This is a genomic window from Bradyrhizobium sp. T-1 (genome assembly GCF_053592855.1).
In genome coordinates, this window is record NZ_CM132115.1 from 455,203 (window position 1) to 470,283 (window position 15,081).

Annotated in this window: 14 protein-coding genes; 6 read left to right on the forward strand and 8 right to left on the reverse strand. The window is 63.0% G+C overall.

Annotation, left to right across the window (positions count from 1 at the left end):
- Window positions 1–93: 93 nt before the first annotated feature.
- The 4 genes from ACWAT4_RS02210 to ACWAT4_RS02225 all read left to right on the forward strand — a co-directional run bounded on the left by ACWAT4_RS02210 (window position 94) and on the right by ACWAT4_RS02225 (window position 5,741).
- Window positions 94–2,121 carry a hypothetical protein gene (locus ACWAT4_RS02210; protein WP_449729699.1) on the forward strand — a complete coding sequence of 676 codons (2,028 nt, stop codon included), beginning with the start codon at window positions 94–96 and terminating at the stop codon, window positions 2,119–2,121.
- A 357-nt stretch (window positions 2,122–2,478) separates the two neighbouring features.
- Complete coding sequence (locus tag ACWAT4_RS02215; protein WP_449729700.1) at window positions 2,479–3,555, forward strand: FAD-dependent oxidoreductase; 1,077 nt, start codon at window positions 2,479–2,481, stop codon at window positions 3,553–3,555.
- Between the two features lie 321 nt (window positions 3,556–3,876).
- A complete protein-coding gene (locus ACWAT4_RS02220) occupies window positions 3,877–5,148 on the forward strand; it encodes a DUF2157 domain-containing protein (RefSeq protein WP_449729701.1) in 1,272 nt (423 codons plus the stop codon).
- Complete coding sequence (locus tag ACWAT4_RS02225) at window positions 5,145–5,741, forward strand: GDYXXLXY domain-containing protein (protein ID WP_449729702.1); 597 nt, start codon at window positions 5,145–5,147, stop codon at window positions 5,739–5,741. The genes ACWAT4_RS02220 and ACWAT4_RS02225 overlap by 4 nt, the downstream gene beginning before the upstream one ends.
- Here the strand turns inward: ACWAT4_RS02225 and ACWAT4_RS02230 are convergent.
- Window positions 5,738–7,153: an aminotransferase-like domain-containing protein gene (locus ACWAT4_RS02230; protein WP_449729703.1), complete on the reverse strand. Its 1,416-nt coding sequence runs from the start codon at window positions 7,151–7,153 to the stop codon at window positions 5,738–5,740. The two genes, ACWAT4_RS02225 and ACWAT4_RS02230, sit on opposite strands and share 4 nt — an antisense overlap.
- A 108-nt stretch (window positions 7,154–7,261) precedes the next feature.
- Here ACWAT4_RS02230 and ACWAT4_RS02235 point away from each other — a divergent pair, with 108 nt between their 5' ends.
- The gene (locus ACWAT4_RS02235; protein ID WP_212303119.1) at window positions 7,262–8,122 is read left to right on the forward strand and encodes a DMT family transporter; all 861 of its coding nucleotides are present in this window, start codon (window positions 7,262–7,264) and stop codon (window positions 8,120–8,122) included.
- 13 nt (window positions 8,123–8,135) lie between these two features.
- On the opposite strand, the gene ACWAT4_RS02240 is transcribed toward ACWAT4_RS02235, so the two are convergent.
- From ACWAT4_RS02240 to ACWAT4_RS02250, 3 genes are all read right to left on the reverse strand, one after another.
- Complete coding sequence (locus ACWAT4_RS02240) at window positions 8,136–9,350, reverse strand: EAL domain-containing response regulator (protein WP_212303118.1); 1,215 nt, start codon at window positions 9,348–9,350, stop codon at window positions 8,136–8,138.
- 282 nt (window positions 9,351–9,632) lie between these two features.
- Window positions 9,633–10,058, reverse strand: coding sequence for a hypothetical protein (locus ACWAT4_RS02245; RefSeq protein ID WP_212303117.1), 426 nt, complete (start codon window positions 10,056–10,058; stop codon window positions 9,633–9,635).
- Between the two features lie 336 nt (window positions 10,059–10,394).
- Window positions 10,395–11,558 carry a hypothetical protein gene (locus ACWAT4_RS02250; RefSeq protein WP_212303116.1) on the reverse strand — a complete coding sequence of 388 codons (1,164 nt, stop codon included), beginning with the start codon at window positions 11,556–11,558 and terminating at the stop codon, window positions 10,395–10,397.
- Between the two features lie 340 nt (window positions 11,559–11,898).
- Here ACWAT4_RS02250 and ACWAT4_RS02255 point away from each other — a divergent pair, with 340 nt between their 5' ends.
- Window positions 11,899–12,519 (forward strand): LuxR C-terminal-related transcriptional regulator, encoded by a 621-nt coding sequence (locus tag ACWAT4_RS02255; protein WP_449729704.1) that lies wholly within the window; start codon window positions 11,899–11,901, stop codon window positions 12,517–12,519.
- A 33-nt stretch (window positions 12,520–12,552) separates the two neighbouring features.
- Here the strand turns inward: ACWAT4_RS02255 and ACWAT4_RS02260 are convergent, their stop codons facing one another.
- The 4 genes from ACWAT4_RS02260 to ACWAT4_RS02275 all read right to left on the reverse strand — a co-directional run bounded on the left by ACWAT4_RS02260 (window position 12,553) and on the right by ACWAT4_RS02275 (window position 15,055).
- The gene (locus tag ACWAT4_RS02260) at window positions 12,553–12,801 is read right to left on the reverse strand and encodes a hypothetical protein (protein WP_212303114.1); all 249 of its coding nucleotides are present in this window, start codon (window positions 12,799–12,801) and stop codon (window positions 12,553–12,555) included.
- Window positions 12,802–12,899: 98 nt separating this feature from the next.
- Window positions 12,900–13,313: an Hpt domain-containing protein gene (locus ACWAT4_RS02265; RefSeq protein ID WP_212428208.1), complete on the reverse strand. Its 414-nt coding sequence runs from the start codon at window positions 13,311–13,313 to the stop codon at window positions 12,900–12,902.
- A 133-nt stretch (window positions 13,314–13,446) separates the two neighbouring features.
- Window positions 13,447–14,142, reverse strand: a complete 696-nt coding sequence (locus tag ACWAT4_RS02270) for a Crp/Fnr family transcriptional regulator (RefSeq protein ID WP_449729705.1) — start codon at window positions 14,140–14,142, stop codon at window positions 13,447–13,449.
- Between the two features lie 202 nt (window positions 14,143–14,344).
- Window positions 14,345–15,055 (reverse strand): Crp/Fnr family transcriptional regulator, encoded by a 711-nt coding sequence (locus ACWAT4_RS02275; RefSeq protein ID WP_212428206.1) that lies wholly within the window; start codon window positions 15,053–15,055, stop codon window positions 14,345–14,347.
- Between the last annotated feature and the right edge of the window lie 26 nt (window positions 15,056–15,081).

Below are 15,081 nucleotides of genomic sequence, written 5' to 3' on the forward strand. Positions count from 1 at the left end.
GCCCAAAGAGTGAGCCTGAGCGCGGAGACCATTCTGGGCTTTGAAGTTGTCTCCGACGCGCTGAGCTCTACTAGCTGGCATGGCGACCTAACCGTGAGGGTAAACCATCCGGTAATCCATGCTTTTGAAATGCCAAGCCAGGAAGTTATTGTAGGAACACGATCGGAGTTGCAGCCAAAGCTTACGCGGCTCGCTGTCGATCGGACCCTTATCGATTTGCCTAGCCTTCGACTGGATGTCGTCGAATTTTGTGAATTGGATCATTTGATCTCGGAGGCCGCGCAAGAAGTTTATCGCTTTCTTCGGTCGGTCTCATCGTTCTCAGCGGTTTACTGGCGTGATCACACATTCTTGGCCGAGCGAGCGCGGCGAAATCTTCAGAGATATATCGCTGGTCATGCAATCAAATTTGATGATTGGAGCCAACTTGGCGGTATGACACTTGCGATCAAGAATGGTCGTCCGGTCCTCACGTGCTCGGCAAAACTTCACGACAGTCTTAAACCAGATATGGACTGGGACGCGTGGATCGAAGGTGTCAAGCAGGGACTTCGATTCCACATCGGCGCCTTCGCCAAACCCAGTCAGTTGCAGTTCGTTGTTGGTTCTGATGGTTTACTCGGTCAAGAGGCCCCGGTAGCTCCAATTACAATAAGGACAAGCGACCGCTGGTTGGTTGCGGCATTCGGGCAAACGGCGACTTTTGCAGCCAAGGAAATCCAAAGGCGAGGTATTCCCGCTGTAGAGATTGATACAAGCCGCAGCTTGAGTGCAGAGGATGCGTCTATTATCTCCGCAACTCAGCGGACGAGCGGGCTGGCGAGCGCAAGAGCCCCAATTTTGCTCGTCGTGATTAGCTCCGTCGAAGAGAATATCTCAGCGGTGGGACACTTCCTCGACGCTGTGCCCTCTGATGTGCGACCGTATGCTATTGTCCTTCACCGTACCCAGGATGGTGTTCCCTCTGATAAAGCAGATTCCGCACTGTTTAAGTCGGACAGATTCGAAGGAATCATTGTAATTCCCGACAACGATTTTCCTATTGGGGAAGCCAGCACGAAAACATCTCGAGGAACGCTTCTTGTTTCGTTAATTGTGGCGCTTGGTCGTTTGTTGCAGGGCCATAACGCATTGCCAAAGGGGCGTTCGATCTACTCCATCGCATGGACGCGCCATGGTTTAAGGGGCTATCAAGGGGCGCTCGCCAGAAGTGTAGCCGCTGCCGCAAACCCTTGGGTTTCGATTAGCCGCGCGAGTCGGGCCGAGGTCTCTCTGAGCTCTGTTGGTCGTCCAGATAGCAGCTTCGCTGTAGACGTAACCCGCCAACTGAAGGCTATGCTTTTTGATGAAGGCGCGGCGGCCGCACACGAGATGGGCAATCTCGACGTCGAGTCCAGGTGGATACAGCGACGGTTCTTGCCAGGCGGAAACATCCCGGCGACGGTTGAGCTGTTCTTAACAGGCATCACGGATGAATCTCGCTCTCCCGAAGAAGCTCTAGCGCAAACGGCGAAGATCATTTTGGCCGCTGCGGGATATGAGGTTGAGGACGATCGAAATGGTGATCTCTTAATATCGACCAATGGCGAAGAACCGCTTCTGATAGCGGTCGGACATACAGCGCGTTCGAAAAGACCGGCGGTTTACGTACAGCTTATGTCAGATAAGCGAAGCCAGAAGGCTGCGCTTGCCCAGTATGATGCCTGGAGGAGCGCATTGCCTCTGATGGTCGGGGACCTCTATTTTCTTGCGAACGTGCAAGATCCGAAATGGACAGCAATCCTTCTTGCGCATTTGGCTCAGCCCAAGAGGCTCTGGCCAGATGCTTTCAAGGATTTTGTTCAGCAGAGCTTGCAGCGAAAGCTGCATCGCAGCGACAATTTGAGAAGCCTCTGGTTGCAGGACCTACCCGAATCTGCGTTTGTCACTACAACCGTCGCGATTGAAGGCGCCGAGCGTCTCCCTGGAAGGCAAGCCAAAATCGACGGCGTACTGACCGCGGAGTTCAACCTGTCTCCTGCCACTGCCGGGAAGCGGGGTGAGAAATCAAAAAGCGCTAAGTTCGAAGTGAAGTTGAGCCCGGCCGAGTTTAGCATCGCCAAATTTGAGCTAATGCTATGACGGTCTCAGGTCGTCCAAAATGTCACCCAAGATGAGCAGCCACGCCATACCATCCGATATGCGCGGGTCGGTGCACTAAACTGGTACTGTCCGGCGGCGAACGTCGAGCAAACAAAATTCCGCTTCGGCGTGGTCCTTATTCTGACAGGTTGCACTGACGGTGCATCACTATGCGGCCCCATCGATCTGATACGGCATTGTCTATGCCGGCCGTAATCGCCCTCCCGTAGACCTTGCAAACACGCGAAATCATCAGGATGATCGGCGCGTTGGTGCATCGCTCGCGAGGCCTACATGCGAAAATGCGAAGTCGCCGTGCTGGGTCTGGGGCTCATGGGCGGAGCAGCGCTGGGCGCATTGCTGGATGCCGGCGTCGATGCGCTCGGCTTCGATCCTGTCGCAGCAGGTTCGGATCGCGGCTCGTCCCATGGTTCATGTCGTATTTTCCGTCGCTTCAATTTCGAAAACCCCAACTACACCAGCCTGAGCGACGCGGCTCATGCCGGCTGGATCCGGCTACAGACCGAAAGCGGTCAAACGATTCTGACGGAAACCCCTATTTTGGAGGCCGGCCGCCCCGGCTCGGCCATGGTGGCGTCCTCGCGCGCGGCCGCGATCGCGACAGGGCGCCCGGATCCGAAGATGACCGCGACTGCTGCGAACAAGGAATTTCCGGCTTTCGCCCTGCCCGACGACTGGGACGTCGTCGTGCAGGACGGCGGCGCGATCCTGCACACCGCTACAGTCATGAGACTGATGCGCGCACGTGCCGGCGAGCGTGTGATTCCGGAACACGCGAGCTTCACGCCGCACCACGACGGCGTGTCGATCCGCACGGCCAACGAAGAGTTCTTCGCCGAGCGCGCGATCCTGGCGCTGGGCCCATGGCTCGGCCGCGCACTCCCGCAACTCACCGCGCTGCTCAACGTGACCCGACAGGCGGTCGGCTGGTTCGAGCCTGCTAGCCCCGACACTGTGGTTTCAGGTCGTTTCCCGATCTTCATTCTGGACCGAGGTCCGAACGACGTGGTCTACGGCTTTCCGGACTTCGAACAGCGCGGCGTCAAAGCTGCGCCTCACAACCACGGGCCCGTGGTCGGCCCCGACGACTGGGGTCCGCATGCCACCGACGCCGAACTCTGGCCGATCGGCGAAGCGTTGGCCGCCCTCGTCCCGGGCGCGGCCGGGCCCATCATCGATCGCGACGTCTGCCTCTACACCAACACCGCGCCCGCCGACCGCCTGCCCGATGCGGGCGAGGAATTCATCATCGATCGCTGGCCGGAGTCCCGCCTGATCGTCTGCTCCGCGTGTTCAGGCCATGGTGCGAAGTTCGCGCCCGCCATCGGGCAAAGGCTTGCGCGCCTCGCCACCGATCCGTCCTACCAAGCAGAACCCTTCTTCCAGCTGTCCCGATATTCTCAATTCGCCTGAGCGGATGCTGGATGTTGCGGTGACAGTGCACAACAACGCGCACCAAACGCCTTCAAGAGAGTTGGGCCAAAACCCTGCCGACCGACCTCCTGCCATGATGCCATCGTGCATCTGTTTTGCCCGACGGAACAAGCGAAATTTCTGTAATTCCGCAATTGTTGGCAAGAGTCCTGTTCTGACATAGGCTGGCTACTGTGCATGGGGTTGTTTTCGAGTTTCTTGTCCCGCGACGGAAGCCCCCAGACCGGCGATAGCTTGAACCTGTCACCGGCGCGGTCCGACCAATCTTCCGCGACGGCAGCGAGCCAGTGATTCACGACGATGTTCGACAAGGCCTATCGGCAACGCTTGGAGGCTGATCTTGCGCAATGGGAAGCCGATGGCGTGATCGCGCCGGCGGCCGCCACCTCGATCCGCCATGCGCTGCCGCCGCTGTCGCCCGGTATCAACATCGCGGTGGTCGTTGCCATCGTCGGTGGTCTTCTCATCGCGGCTGCATTCCTTGCCTTCGTCGCGGCGCACTGGACCGAGATCGCGCGGCTGCTGCGCTTCGCGATCCTGCTCGCCGGGATGGCCGTCGCCGGCGGTCTCGGCGCGTGGTTCGCCGCGACCGGCCGTCATGTTCTCGCCGACCTCTGCGCCAGCATCGGCGCGATCATCTTTGGCGCCGGCATCGCGCTGGTCGGTCAGATGTATCATCTTGGCGACGATTTTGCCGGCGGCATGCTGCTGTGGTCGATCGGAGCGTTCGCCGCAGCGCTGCTGACCGGCTCGCGCGGCGCGCTGGCGGTCGGGCTTGCGGCGGCCTGCATCTGGACCTGCATGCGCGTCTATGACGTGCCGGATGCGCTTCATCTCCAGTTCCTGGTGGCTTGGCTCATCGCCGCCGCGCTCGCGCTCGCGTGGGATTCCCGCGTCGCCGCCCATCTCGTTGCGGTTGCGGTACTTCCCTGGTGGGTCGCAACGTCGCTTCGCTTCGACTTCGATGGCGCCCAGCCGTCATTCGTGCTGGCGAACGGTGCGGCCCTGCTGTTCGGCGCCGGGCTCGCGATATCAGCCGCGCCGTCGCCAAGAGCGCACCGGCTTGGATCTGTTCTGTCGATCTACGGTGCATTTTCACTGGCCGTCGTCGCCTTCCTGGAAGTGGCGACAGTCGACGATCTCTTCCGTCTTCGGACGGCCGCGATGGAGGCCCAGCCGCTGTGGACGATTGCGTGCGGCGTCGCGGGCGTGATTCTCGCGCTCGCCTCTGCCGGCCTCACCAGGCGCGCCGGTGAAATCCTCGCCGCCTGCGCGATCGGCCTCGTGCTGGTTGCGGCGCCGATCTGGCCGGCATTTGCCCCCGGCGAGCCCTGGTTCGCTTATGCCGCGCTGCTCTGCGCCATGCTCTGCCTCGTCGTCTCCGGCGTGCTCGACGATGTGCGTCCGCGCATCGTGGCCGGCTGGCTCGGCATCGCCGGCGTCATCGCTGCGATCACCTGGGTGGTGAAGGGCTCGCTGCTGCGTCGTTCGGCCTTTCTCGCGGCAGCCGGACTCATTGCCGTGGTGTTTGCATCAGCGCTCAACCGCTTGCTGCCGAGGGCTGAGCGATGATCGAAGCCATCACAAATTTCTGGCAACGCATCCCGAAGGCGGTGCTGTTCGGTGTCGCCGTCCTGCTGCAATGCGCGCTGCTGGCGCTGATGGTCGCCGACCGCATGCAGATCCTGCGCGAAGGCCGTGAGGTGACCTTGCAGACCCGGCCGGTCGATCCCCGCGATCTCCTGCGCGGCGACTATGTCGTGCTCGGCTACGACATCACGCAGCTGCCGGCAGGCGCCCTCGCCGGCCAGCCGATGGCCGGGCGCAATCCCGTCGTGTTCGTCAAGCTCGCGCCTGATGCCAGCGGCCTCTATCAGCCCGTTTCTGTGCACGCCGAGCCCGTCGCGGTCACGGCGCCGGAAGTGCTGATCCGCGGCCGCGTCGCTTATTCCTGCGGTTCGACCAATCGCATTTTCTGCGACAAGCTGACGATCCGATACGGCCTCGAAAGCTATTTCGTGCCCGAAGGCGAGGGCAGGAAGCTCGAGCAGGCCCGTAACCAGCAAAAGCTCCGCGTCGTCGCCGCCGTGCTGCCCTCGGGCCGCGCCGCGATCAAGCGGCTGCTGCTCGACGGCGAGCCGGTCTATGAGGAGCCGCTGTACTAGGCGCCCGCCTTCAACGCCCGCCGCAGCACATCCCACATCCGCGGATCATTCATATGCGCGACGTTGAAGCGCAGGAAGTTTTCCGCCGCCTGCGACACGCTGAACACGTTGCCGGGTGCCAGCACCACGTCCTCGTCGAGCGCGGTGCGCGCAACGGCGGTGGCATCTCGTCCGTCGGCGAGGCGGCACCAGAGGAAGAAGCCACCGCGCGGCATCAGCCAGGGCTCGATGCCGAGCGCCCCAAGTTTTCGCGCGACGTCGCGGCGCGTGCGCGTCAGTTTTTGCCTGAGCTCGTCGATGTGCTTGCGATAGCTGCCGCCGGCGAGGACTTTTGCGATGATCTCGGTCGCGACCGGGCTTGGGCCGCCAAAGCTGGTTGCGACCTGGAGGTCGACGAGATGCTCGACCCAATCGGCGCGCGCGGCGATGTAGCCGCAGCGCACGGAGGCGGACAGTGTCTTTGAGAAGCTGCCGATCCGGATCACGCGGTTCAGTCCGTCCAGCGCAGCAAGGCGCGGCGAGCGCTCCGGCTCGAAGTCGCCAAAGATATCATCCTCGACGATGGAGAGATCATGCGCCGCCGCTGCCGTCAAAAGCCGGTGCGCGGTCTGAAGCGAGGGCGTCGCGCCGGTCGGGTTGTGCAGCGCTGAATTGGTGATGTAGAGGCGCGGACGTTCGGCTGCGAGAATTTGCTCGAAGCGAGCGACGTCAGGACCCGTCGGCGTGTAGGGCACGCTGACAATCCTGACCTGATGCGCGCGCAGCAGCGCGCGAAAATTGAAGTAGCAGGGATCGTCGACCAGCACGGTGTCGCCGGGGCGGAGCAGGAAGCGACAGATGAGATCGGTTGCCTGCGTGCCCGAACCCGTCAGCATCAGCTGGCCGAGCGAGGCCTCGATCTCGTCCTCCGCGAGGCGTGCGAGCAGCAGCCTGCGCAGCGCGAGGGAGCCGGATGTCGAGCCGTAATTGGTCAGCACGCTCGCGTCGGTGCGGGCAAGTCCGCGGATGGCGCGGCGCAACGCGGCTTCCGGCATCCACTCCGGCGGCAACCAGCCGCAGCCGGGTTTGGGCACGGCATCGTCGGCGTCGAGCGATTGCCGGGAGACCCAGAACGGATCGACCGCCCGGTCGCGGCGCGGCTCGACCTCGGTCAACGCAAGCGGCGGTGCGACGGTCGGCGACACATAGAAGCCCGAGCCCCGGCGTGCGCGGATCAGGCCTTCGGCGGCCAGGCGGTCATAGGCCTCAACGACCGTCGACGGCGAAACGCCCATCGTCGCGGCAAAGCTGCGGATCGATGGTAGGCGGTCGCCGGGGCCGAGCGCGCGGCCGGCGACCTTGGCGCGGATCGCGCTCATCACGTCAATGGTCCGCGCGCCGCCGCGTCCCCTGGATTGCGCTTCGATGTCCAAGGTGTATCGCCTCCCACACCCATACAGTTCTGCCGAATTGTACTGGATTGTGACTGGTCTGGCCACCGCGAAACGCCGAGGATGGCAACTCAGAAAGCTGGGACGGACATGCAATCTGCGGGCAGCGGCTGGGGCAACGGGCTTCTCGGCGTCATCATCTTCAGCGGTTCACTGCCGGCGACGCGCGTGGCGGTCGGCGGCTTCTCGGCGCTGTTCCTGACCTCGGCGCGCGCGATCATCGCCGCGCTGATCGGTGCGGCCGTGCTCGTTCTGCTGCGTCAGACGTTGCCGCAGCGCAGGGATATCGCCTCGCTCACCATCGTCTCCATCGGCGTCGTGGTCGGCTTTCCCCTGCTGACCGCCCTCGCGCTCCAGCACATTACTTCGGCACATTCCATCGTCTTCATCGGCTTGCTGCCGCTGTCGACCGCGATCTTCGCCGTGTTGCGTGGCGGCGAGCGGCCGCAACCGTTGTTCTGGCTGTTCGCGGTCCTCGGCAGCGCCACCGTCGCAGGCTTCGCTCTCTCGAACGACGGCTCAGCCTCACTTGCAGGCGATCTCCTGATGATCGCGGCGATCGTGTTGTGCGGGCTCGGCTATGCCGAGGGTGCGGCGCTGTCGCGCCGGATCGGCGGCTGGCAGGTGATCTCCTGGGCGCTGCTGCTGGCGTTGCCGCTGATGCTGCCTGTCGTGATACTAACCTGGCCGTCGACATGGAGCGGCGTCAGTGCCCCGGCCTGGATCGGGCTCGCTTATGTCTCGATCTTCAGCATGTTCGTCGGCTTCATCTTCTGGTACCGCGGGCTCGCGATCGGCGGGATCGCGCGCGTCGGCCAGTTGCAGCAGCTGCAGCCCTTCTTCGGCCTCGCCCTGGCCGGTTTCCTGCTGCACGAGCCGGTCGCATGGAGCATGATCGCCGCCACTGCGCTCGTGGTCGTCTGCGTCTTCTTCGCGCGGCGGTATGCGTGAGGGCTTTCGTGCCTCACGCCTGATCCATCACCGTTCGCGTCAGCGCGCTCCGCGCAAATTTCTTCAGCGGCATCGGCTTTCCGAACAGGAAGCCTTGCACGAGATCGAAGCCGAGCTCGTTTGCCGCGACTAGGTCGGCGCGGCTCTCGATGCCCTCGGCGGCTGCGCGTGCACCGTAGCCCTGCGCGAGCTCGACGATGTGGCGGCAGACCGTGCGCTTGAGACGGTCGTTCGCGCTGCCGGTCACGAAATGCCGGTCGGCCTTCAGCTTGATGAAGGGAATCCGGCCGAGATCCATCAGCGACGGCCAATTGACGCCGAGATTGTCGATCGACAGGCCGATGTTATGCAGGCGCACCTCGCGCGCGACCTCGACGAGGAGATCGAGGTCGCGGATCGCTTCCTCGCTGTCGATCTCGATCGTCAGTCCTCCGAACGCCGGATGGGTGGGGACACGGCGGCAGAGATCGCGCACGGCCTGCGGCTCCTTCAGATATGACGCCGGCAGGTTGATCGACAGGTCGACCGGGCTTTGCCGCTCCAGCAGATAGTGCCAGTCCTGCACGGCGCGTTCGATCACGAACTCCGAGAGATCGCGCAGATGCGGATCGTGTTCTTCCGGGATGAAATAGGCCGGCGGCACCACGCCCCAGGTCGGATGGCGCATCCGCACCAGGGCCTCTGCGCCGCAGCGGATCAGCGTGCGCGCGTCGATCTTGGGCTGGTACCAGAGCTCGAGCCAGCCGGCATGCAGGGCTTCGCCGACATGCACGGCCGGGCTTGGCGCCGGCTCGTCCGGCAGCAGCATTGCAACGCGATCGCGCAGCGTCTCCGCGGCAAAGGGCGTGGTGAGCGGCGGCAGCATCGAGAGGCCATATTCCTCCCCGACCTGCTGCACGGCCTTGACGATGATCGACTCGCGGGCGCCGACGGCCAGGACCTTGCCGTCGAAGGCTTCGCGCACCAGCGTCTCCAGAAACGTGCCGGGCTCGATGCCATCGGCGGCGACGCCGAACAGGATCAGATCGGGCAGCTCGCCCGCGAGCACGGTCTTGAGCTCGTCGGCGCTGGCACATTCGCAGGTGACGAAGCCGAAATCCTCCAGGATCTCGGCAAGGAACGCGCGCAGATGGCGCTTGCCGTCGGCGACGCATGCGCGCGGCGTTATTTTCCGCCGTCCGAAGGTCTTGAGCCTTCGTCCGGCGAACTCAGCAATCTCATCTTTCATCGCAAGCCACTCCCGTTCCGCGACCGGTGTTAGCGACGGGAGCAGTTTCAAATAAGGAGGGCTTCAGCCGATTGTTGAATTATCTGGGTAACGTTAAAGCCCCCATCATTTCTAAAATTGTTCGGATCTGGTTCGAGAAATCTTTACGTCTGGCCGCACGCTGCGCGCGCGCGTGCGACAATCATGCAGGATTTTCCCGACCCGCATTTCGACGTCGCACGAGGCCGTGTCCTGTAATTGGACGAAGCTCTGCCCGCCTCGCCCAATTGAATAATGGACGCCTCAATTGCTTGTGGCTTTGTCGTGTTCGGCCATGCCGACCGGCTTGTAATCGTAGGTCGGATAGAACTCGGTGCGGTACGGACCCCACGCGGTGTCCTCGATGATGCGGTTGACCTCGCGCAGTCGCGAGGCTGGCAGCCGCAGCGTCGCCACTTGGCCGATGCCCATCATCACGTACCAGCTCACGACCTCCACCCCCGCCGGCGGAAAGGCCTTGCGAAAGCCCTGTTTGTCGAGCTGCGCATTCAGCTCATGAAGCGGGCGCGACTGATCGTGCTTGAAGAAGACGGTGAGCAAGACGGTATTGTCGGCGGTCGGCGCAGCGTTGCCGGGAGGCGGCGCGGTCTGCGCCATCGCGGCCGAAGCGAGCACGCACGCTCCCGTGAGCCATGCGGTCACCGCCAATTTCAGTCGGATCGATCTCATCCCAATGTCCTTTTAATGCAGCATGCGATGCATCGGAGAATAGGGGGGAGGGGTTCCATCCACGAATTCATTTTCGCGCGATGCGCGCATGATACGGCATCGCGCGTGACGGTGATGCGACAACGCGTCTAAGTGCCGGACGGGCGAGTGTGAAGCACCTCACATCCGTATTGCTGCATATGCGCTATTGATCCACGTAGCCGGTGGTGGGCTGTCAGGGATCGCAGCTATGACGACGCGGCGGATGATCTATTGGTGGTTCAGGTTCGTGATGTCAGGACGATTTCTCGATCGCTTCCTGTGCATGCCGCATGCGCCCGAATAGTGCTGCGGGAACTAGGTCGCCCCGATCAATTTGCGAAACGCCGCCGCGCCGTCCTGCACGGCGTCGCGCCCCTTCCAGGCGAGGTAGGTCAGCTTGCCACCCAGCGTGTCCTGGCTGCGCAGCCGTCGCGATCCCAGGATGTGACCGACATTGGCGGGAAAGCGGCTGACTTCGGCGGACACCAGCGCTGCGATCGCATCCATCAATTGCTGAAGCCGAGCACCCCATTCGCAATGCTCGATGCCGTCGATGCGAACCTTGAGCGCGTATTCGGTATCGTAGATCTCGGCGAGCAGGTCGCGCGCGACCAGCACGCGGTTGTGCCGGAGCGCAACCCTCAGCGCGAGGCGCTTGTCGTCGAGCCGGTCGAGCACCATGGGGACGACGCAGGCGTAAGGTGCAGCCGCGACGTCGGCCGCGCTCTTGCTCGGCGCAGCCTTGGTGGCGAGGCGCACCAGCTGCCACGACATCTTCAAGCGCCGGGCCACCAGCGCCAGTGCAAAGGGCAGTGCCTCGGGATTGGCTTTCTTGAAGGCGTCGAGCTGCGCGGTGATCTGCGCGACCTGGCCGTCACCGAATTTTGCGATCGCCGCCGGCAGCTTCTCATTGAACTTCGGCAGTGCGTTGCCGGCGCGCAGCACCTGCTGCATCTTCTTGACGTCGTCGAAGGCGGTGCGCGAAGCCGTGTATTGCGCGAGCTTGCCGCGCGCGAACTCGGTGCTCTCCGCCGATGCGAGGGTGTTCTCGAGCACCTTGAGGACCTTGACCTGGAAGGTCGTTGCGATTTTCAGCACTTCCTTGGGATTGTTGGCGGTGACCTGGTCGTTGATCGCCTTGATGTAGTCGCGCGCCATGGTCGGCAGAAGGTCGCGGCAGATCCATTCCCAGATCGGGGTCAGCGTGTTGCGCGAAATCCGTCCCGCATTGGCGTGCTCGGGGGCACCGTCGATCAGCAGCAGCTCGAGCGGTGCGAAGAAGTAGCGCGACGGGTTGGTCGCGCGCGCCTGGGTCGACCCGTCCTTGCGAAATTCGGCGCGCAGCTTGGCTTGAATCTCCGTCGAGCCCGGCATGTCGATGCCGCACAGCTCGAGCCGCTCGAGTTCGCTGAGCAGGCAGCTGCGCGACAATGGCGTCAGCTTCTGCAAAAACTCCGATAACTCGTCGATCCCGTCCATGGCACGCAATCTCTCGCAACGATCCAGCAGGCCTGATCGGCCCAATGCATGGAGGCATTTGCGCGCTCTCAATTGCGACATAGAGAAGCAAGCCGCCGTTAATTAATCCGTAAAATCCGGGGGCGGCGGGATCGGGCGGGGGAGCGGCCGTTAAGGAGGCGTTTCGGTGTCTGCCTATGATTTGGGCAGTTTTATCAACCTCTGCATAGTCCCAAGCCAGTGTGCGCAAGCATAAATTGTGCCGATGTCGGCATTTCGGCGCAAAACAGACAAAATAGCCGTAGTCTTACGGAGCGAAAAGTTAACCACAGTTCGCCCCGGGTTCCGCTAAACGAGTCACATGGGGTCACAGAACGATACGGTCACCGATTCGCGGCCGTCGGAATGGTTCGAAAGCAGCGCTTCTGCGCCCGAAGAGCTCGATTTCGTCCGGCTGAATGCCGCCCGTACCAAGGCGGCGGACGAGATGGCTGCAGCCATCGCTCGCGAGCTCAATGGTCCCCTGACCGCACTCCTGCTCTACATGGGCGAGATCAAACATCACAGCGATCAGCTCGCGCCCGTTGCGGGCGACCGCGCCTATTTGCAGCAGGTGGTAGAGAACGCGCTGGCGCAGACCGAGCGCGTCTGCGGCTTGGTCAAGCAGCTCGCCGGCCCACACAAGGGTGGTCTGCCCGCGCCGTCGACGGCCGAGGAGGTCGAGTTGAAGGTCGGCCGGGTGCTCCCGCCACCGCGCGAGCCGAGCTCCGAGCTCTCGAGCCTGTCGAGCAAGCGGCTGACCAAGCGCGAACGTGAAGTGCTGAGGCTGATCAGTGAGGGGTTTTCGAACAAGCAGGGGGCACTGCGGATGCAGATCAGCCCGCGCACCTTCGAGAGCCACCGGGCAGAAGCGATGCGCAAGCTCGGCGCGCGCAACACCGCGGACCTCGTCCGCGCGGCGCTGCTGCATTCGATCGATTGAGCCTGTCGGCTGGCGCTATCTTCGCGGCCGGGCCTAGAAATAGTCTTCGGCGAAGGGGCGCGCGCGCGAGGTGGGCCGCAGCAGCTTCGGCTCTTCCTTCGGCGCATTCGGGATGATCGTGATGGTCCAGCGTGGCGGGATGGTCGATTCCTGCTCCAGCACAGAGCGGACAAAACCCGTCACCGTGGACTCGCCCGCCTTCACCGTTGCCATCCGGCCGTTGAACTGCGCGATGCGGAAGCGACGGACCTCTTTCTGGTCCGCAGTCTCATAGGTGAACATGGAAACCCTCCTGGTTTCCGGCGACTATCGCCACCTATGATTAGTCATCTGTGAAAATTGCAAACCGTATAAGTACGGCGGGTTTTTCGACGGGATGGTCAACCCTGCGGCTCCTGCGCCTTTGCGGCGGCAAAGGCCGCGTCCATCTGCTGCAGCAGATCGCCAAATTCGGCGTCGGCGAGGCTGTCGGCGGTGCTCTCCAGCCGCAACGCCAGCGCCGCGAGCCGGAGATAGCCGAACGTCCTGGCCGTGCTCTTCAGTGAATGCGCCTCGCGCGCGATCTTGGCCCGATGCTGGCCGAGCGCGAGCGTGTGAAACAGCTGGAGCCGTGCGCTGGTATCGCTCCAGAACACCGCGCGCACCTCATGGGCGCCGTCCTCCCCGATCTCGCGCACCAGCGCGTCGAACGCGCCAGGCTCGCGCAGCGGTTCAAGGTCGCGCAGCGGTTCAAGGTCGCGCAGGGGGGCGGTGTCGTGCGCGCCTGGCGCGGGTGCGAATGCGGCGTCGAACATGCTTGTCCCGGTCCCTATTATGCGGCGTCCGGGACATCTACGCCTTTCCGATTGCAGTTCTGGTCACGAGACGCGCGGTGTTTGAGGGCGGCGTTAAGCACTTACTTTACCATGCGCGGCACCGTGCCTGCCGTCAGGCCCCAAGCAGCCGGTCGTACTGGGCCTTGACGGTGGCGTAGCATTCGCAGGCCGTCTGGCGGAGCCCGTCCAGATTGAGAATCTGGATGTGGCCGCGGCTGTAATGGATGAAATTCGCCTGCTGCAAGGTGTTGGCGACCAGCGATACGCTGTTGCGCCGCGCCCCGATCATCTGCGCCATCGCCTCCTGCGTCAGCAGCAGGCGGTAATCGCCGGACAAATCATGGGTGTGCAGCAGGCAGCGCGACAGCCGCGACTCCACCGGATGCGCCGCGTTGCAGCCCGCGGTCTGCTGAACCTGCGCGTAAACGGCGAGCCCATGCCGCGTCAGCAAGGTCCGCACGGTGGGGCTCTGTTCGGCCGCGACGCGTAGCTGGTCAAGGTCCATGACGGACGCGGCGCCGGGAACGAGCACGACCGCCGTGTTGAGCGCGCATGCGTCGCCCATGGTCGAGAGCGTCCCGAGCAGGCTGTCGCGACCGATCATGGCGACCTGCACATGCTCGCCCTTGGCGAGTTTCACGACCAGCGAGATCACGCCGCGGTGGGGGAAGTAGGCGCGCTTGAGCGTCTCGCCGGTTTCCACCAGCACCGCCTCATGGGGCAGATCGACCGTGCGCAGATGTGCACGGATCAATTCATAGTCGTCTGTCGACAGCGCCGACAGGAAACCGTTGGATGGGCGCACCATCGTTTCCAAAGCTGCCTCCCGTCGCCTCGCCGGTGAATGCGCCCGCCGGCGAAATCACCGCTCTCTGCCCGAACAGGTTCCAACATGCTTCCATTGGGATATATTGGCAATTGGTTCAGTGTTGACAGGCGCGGCACGGCAATCAATCGATATCGCCTTGTGTGCACACGCCAGCATGCAGCCAAATTTCGTCGCGCTGGCATCAAGGCGGTCTCGTCAACAGACGCGTGTGATGGGCCTTCACGGCGGTATAGCAGTCGCAAGCGGTGGCTTGCAGCGCGCCTAGATCGGTGATCTCGATCTGGCCCCGGCTATAGCGGATGACCCCGGCACGTTGCAGTGCATGCGCGACCAGTGAAATGGCGTTGCGCCGCACGCCCATCATCTGGGCCAAGACTTCCTGCGTCAGCGGCAGGATTTCGCTATCTGACAGATCTCGGGCCCGCAGCAGCCAGCGCGCCAGGCGCGCCTCAACCGGGTGCAACGTATTGCAGAGCAAGGATTGCTGCGCATATGCGAGCAGCGCCTGCTCATGCCTGATCATCAGGTTGCGGAACGGTAGGCTGGCGGCGGCGACGGTTCGAAAAGCCGTGACGTCGAGCGCGGAAGCGGTTCCAGGGAAGAGCACGACAGCGTCTGACGCCGCGATCCCGTCCGCAAGCGCCGCACTGCCGCCGACAATGCTGTCGCGACCGAGCATTGCCACCTCGATCGTCTGTCCCTCGGACAGGCTCACTGTGATCGAAACCGTTCCATGGTGCGGGAAGTGGACGTGTCGCAGCGCCGCGCCCGTCTCACCCAAGACAGTCTCTCTGACCAATTCGATCGTGACGAGATGAGGACGCAACAGATCGAAGTCCGCTGCGTCGAGCATTTGCAGCAATCGGTTGGGCGGTGGGCCGCTCGCGGTCATGCAGGATCAATCCAGCCCGGTTCCAT

Bases quoted from the DNA above. Each gene is read 5' to 3' on its own strand.
- ACWAT4_RS02220 (WP_449729701.1), top strand. From the start codon at position 3,877: ATGTTCGACAAGGCCTATCGGCAACGCTTGGAGGCTGATCTTGCGCAA.
- ACWAT4_RS02225 (WP_449729702.1), top strand. From the start codon at position 5,145: ATGATCGAAGCCATCACAAATTTCTGGCAACGCATCCCGAAGGCGGTG.
- ACWAT4_RS02235 (WP_212303119.1), top strand. From the start codon at position 7,262: ATGCAATCTGCGGGCAGCGGCTGGGGCAACGGGCTTCTCGGCGTCATC.
- ACWAT4_RS02240 (WP_212303118.1), bottom strand. From the start codon at position 9,350: ATGAAAGATGAGATTGCTGAGTTCGCCGGACGAAGGCTCAAGACCTTC.
- ACWAT4_RS02245 (WP_212303117.1), bottom strand. From the start codon at position 10,058: ATGAGATCGATCCGACTGAAATTGGCGGTGACCGCATGGCTCACGGGA.
- ACWAT4_RS02250 (WP_212303116.1), bottom strand. From the start codon at position 11,558: ATGGACGGGATCGACGAGTTATCGGAGTTTTTGCAGAAGCTGACGCCA.
- ACWAT4_RS02255 (WP_449729704.1), top strand. From the start codon at position 11,899: ATGGGGTCACAGAACGATACGGTCACCGATTCGCGGCCGTCGGAATGG.
- ACWAT4_RS02260 (WP_212303114.1), bottom strand. From the start codon at position 12,801: ATGTTCACCTATGAGACTGCGGACCAGAAAGAGGTCCGTCGCTTCCGC.
- ACWAT4_RS02265 (WP_212428208.1), bottom strand. From the start codon at position 13,313: ATGTTCGACGCCGCATTCGCACCCGCGCCAGGCGCGCACGACACCGCC.
- ACWAT4_RS02270 (WP_449729705.1), bottom strand. From the start codon at position 14,142: ATGGTGCGCCCATCCAACGGTTTCCTGTCGGCGCTGTCGACAGACGAC.
- ACWAT4_RS02275 (WP_212428206.1), bottom strand. From the start codon at position 15,055: ATGACCGCGAGCGGCCCACCGCCCAACCGATTGCTGCAAATGCTCGAC.